The sequence below is a fragment of the Peribacillus sp. P4_C12 genome, assembly GCF_056402095.1.
Genome location: NZ_JBFUIB010000434.1, coordinates 1 through 3,127, shown reverse-complemented (window position 1 = coordinate 3,127; position 3,127 = coordinate 1). Strand labels below are relative to the sequence as shown.

At 33.0% G+C, this 3,127-nt stretch carries 3 protein-coding genes and 2 pseudogenes; 3 read left to right on the top strand and 2 right to left on the bottom strand.

Going from position 1 to position 3,127, the window contains the following annotated elements:
* Nucleotides 1-902 precede the first annotated feature (902 nt).
* A pseudogene (locus AC1DUW_RS24425) lies at nt 903-1,013 on the bottom strand (leucine-rich repeat domain-containing protein); the annotation flags it as partial.
* A gap of 20 nt (nt 1,014-1,033) precedes the next feature.
* Here AC1DUW_RS24425 and AC1DUW_RS24420 point away from each other — a divergent pair.
* Nucleotides 1,034-1,417 (top strand): annotated as a pseudogene (locus AC1DUW_RS24420) (IS1595 family transposase); the annotation flags it as partial.
* 104 nt (nt 1,418-1,521) lie between these two features.
* Here the strand turns inward: AC1DUW_RS24420 and AC1DUW_RS24415 are convergent.
* Entirely contained in the window at nt 1,522-2,046 is a 525-nt protein-coding gene (locus AC1DUW_RS24415) for a DUF6141 family protein (RefSeq protein ID WP_477643679.1), read from the bottom strand.
* A 206-nt stretch (nt 2,047-2,252) separates the two neighbouring features.
* On the opposite strand from AC1DUW_RS24415, the gene AC1DUW_RS24410 reads away from it, so the two are divergent.
* Together AC1DUW_RS24410 and AC1DUW_RS24405 are read left to right on the top strand one after the other, a co-directional pair.
* Nucleotides 2,253-2,375, top strand: a complete 123-nt coding sequence (locus tag AC1DUW_RS24410) for a hypothetical protein (protein WP_269083724.1) — start codon at nt 2,253-2,255, stop codon at nt 2,373-2,375.
* A gap of 571 nt (nt 2,376-2,946) precedes the next feature.
* Nucleotides 2,947-3,127 (top strand): hypothetical protein (locus tag AC1DUW_RS24405; RefSeq protein ID WP_477643678.1); only part of this gene is annotated, 181 nt, incomplete at its 3' end.

Below are 3,127 nucleotides of genomic sequence, written 5' to 3'. Positions count from 1 at the left end.
AATCCTAAAGGAAGCCACTAAAATCAATATACCAAGAGAGAATAGAAGTACGAGTCGCGTGTTTTCTTCTATCTTTCTCATGAATAAATAGGTGAGTCCACACATCACAATACCTAATATGATGCCTGCTTCATATACGTATAAAAAAATATCAATCTCTCCCTTGTTTGTTATTTATATATAGATATGTTTGTATAAATGGTTGTTAAGGAACCCGGTCAAATTCTTAAGGAATGTTGTGTTTGAATGAGGTTCGAATATGCAATTACACGTTTTGTTTTTTGCTTGTTTATCAAGCAAGATAAAGTGTTTCACTTGCTTTCTTTTTCTTAATCATCCTATAAATTGAAAATCGATGTCCTAAATAGCCACGAATTTGTTTGTTGTGGTTAAAAAGCCTCGTATATTTAGGGTTGTAATACAAAGTAGTAAACCATTCGCATTCTTCAATGTGTTTATCCGTATGTTTTGTATTGTTATGTAATGACAATGATGCAACGAATAAAAAATCTAATGCTAATGATAATAATTCACCGATAATGAACGAACCTCCTCGGATTGGTTGATTTCTCCTGAAAAGTTTACTTAGGGAATGAACGAATTATTATGTTTTCCAATAACAACATTTTTTCAGATACATAACTTTATATAATTAATAAATCACTTTAAACTATAACAAATTAATCAATTTATGGTAGATTTTTCTTTTGCGATAGCTTTGTTAAACATTAATGTTGATTTTTGAACAAATAAAGAAGACCGCTTATATTGTTAACGGGTTCGGTTTTTTTGAAGTAGAAAACTTTAATTGGAACCCCATTTAACATTAAAATCAGTATTGGTATCAACATTAAATTAGCAATAGAAAAAGCAATGGAATTGGTTTCCCATTGCTTTTTAGTTTAATTTTTATACTTTTCTTGGTACGCTTTGAATTGTTCTTCGTATTTTTGTAACTTTTTCACATCAACTTTAGAATTTAAGAACGGTTTTCTCTTACCTACTACCATTACATCATCTTCTCCAATAGGGCTCCCCAATCTCAGGAACACGGTATCTGGGAAAATGGGCGAAATACTTTCAATTGATGGTCGAGGGATATTCCTTGCCAAAAATCGCAAAACGTCTAAAAATCCACCTATCCACCACCTTTTATTGGCGGCACAAAATCCTGTATTCCCTTCGGTCTATGGGGTTTCAAACGTTAAAAGGGATTGTCGAAAGTGATGAGACCTTAAAGATCTGGATGGATAGGTTTCAAGGAGTAGCCACCAAGTATTTGGACAATTACCTCTATTGGTTCAGCTCTCTTCAGCATAGTAAGAAGATGGCGGAAAAGGAGCAGATAAATCAGATGTTGCTTAATGCCTGCCAAAATTCAAATCGTATTACGGAGAATTTTTTGCGTGAGGTATAAAAAACAGCCATTCCATTGAGAAACGGCTGTATTCGTTCAATAAAAGTCTCCTTTTGTTTAAGAAGAAAAATTGAAAATTTGATAATTGGTAAATATCACAAAGATTATTTAGTATTATCTATGAAAGATAAATCTAATGCCTTTTTGAGCTCATCAGAATTTTTTGAGCCTATTATAACAATGTCTCCTGAAGCTAACCTTAATTCGACACCCTCGCTTCCTGCAATATTATATAGGCGTTCTCCATTTAGATTAATACGAATCCCCCAACCTCCAAACCGTTTTAGCGAACTAAGAGAAACACTTTTATAATCCCAAATACTTTGATAACGAAAGTCTCGGTATCCAAAATGGAAGGGGACAAATTTTATATACAGCCCATCTCCAAGTACTTCAGTTATCATCTTAACTTGGAACGCTAACAAGGGTATTATCAAACCGAACAAAACCCAAGCTATTACCAACCCAATATCCGACATCGGTTTGTCTCCGAATTGAATTCCGTAAATAACCTGTTGGATAAACCCCCACCAAAAAAAGCCTGAAACCAAAATTATCACTATGATATATAATAATTGTCTTGGTCGTTGAACTTCTCGATATAAAACAGAATCATTGTCTTTACTAATTTCTATCCACTCCTTTCTTAACCTAATATCCTTTCTTCTTAAACAAATCTGCTCTTTAGTTGAATAGGCTCCTGTAAATGCACTACCATAAAAAGTAAATAAAACCTTATTTTATCGAGAAAGCAACAATCCTTACGAAAAGAGCCTTTTAAAAAAATCAAATTCAGATTGGGATAGATAAAAATATGCAGATGGTTTAGAGGAGGATGTTTAATAAACATGTTTTAAAGGCTGTATTCTATAAAATTGCTGATTTTGAACGGACAAGACATAAGAAAAGGACCATGCAAGGCTCCTTTCTACTTGGTAAAAAATTATTTATCGGTTAAAGAGCTAACAGCTAATACCTCGTTGTTCGAGCACCTAGGTAATTTAATAATGGCTTATGACCGGTTTCCTTTGTCACCGGTATCCCGAATAATTTGTTTTATTTCTTCTTTTTTCATTATTTTCAACACCTCATTTAAATCTTATATTAATTATATTTTCTTCAAATCTTCAATAGAATAAAAAAGTTAAAAACCAAATCAACAAAAAAACATCTGTAAAACTCAACATTTTCGCAGCCTTTTCTTATTTTAAGAATTTTCTTGTTGAGAAGTAGGGGGCGCGGAATAGCGAGTCAACACCCATATATATATTCTCTTTCCCTCGCTTAATGAAGCATTATCAGATAGTATAGTCGCCACAGTCATAATAGATTGACCCTTTTATTTTGATGCAATCAGGATACCAAAATTGACTCTGTATTATTTAAAAACAAACAATAACTTTAACATAGCCAATTGTTAAGTAAATGGTGTCGATTTATTTTTCGACATTTTCTTTTCTTAAAAGGAAGGAATCAATACTTAGATAAGCGAATATAGGTATTTAAGTTTATTAGATGGGGTGATTCAAGTGAGTATTAAAATGGCAGAACACAGACTTGTCAAAGGAATAGCGATTTCAATCATCTCTACCCGCTTAGAAAAAAGCTTGGATGAAATAGAAAGCTTATTTGGTGTTATACTCGATACAGAACCGGCAGATGTATTGGCAGCAAAAGCTAAACAGTTAGCCACTGCTACAACGGTAGAAC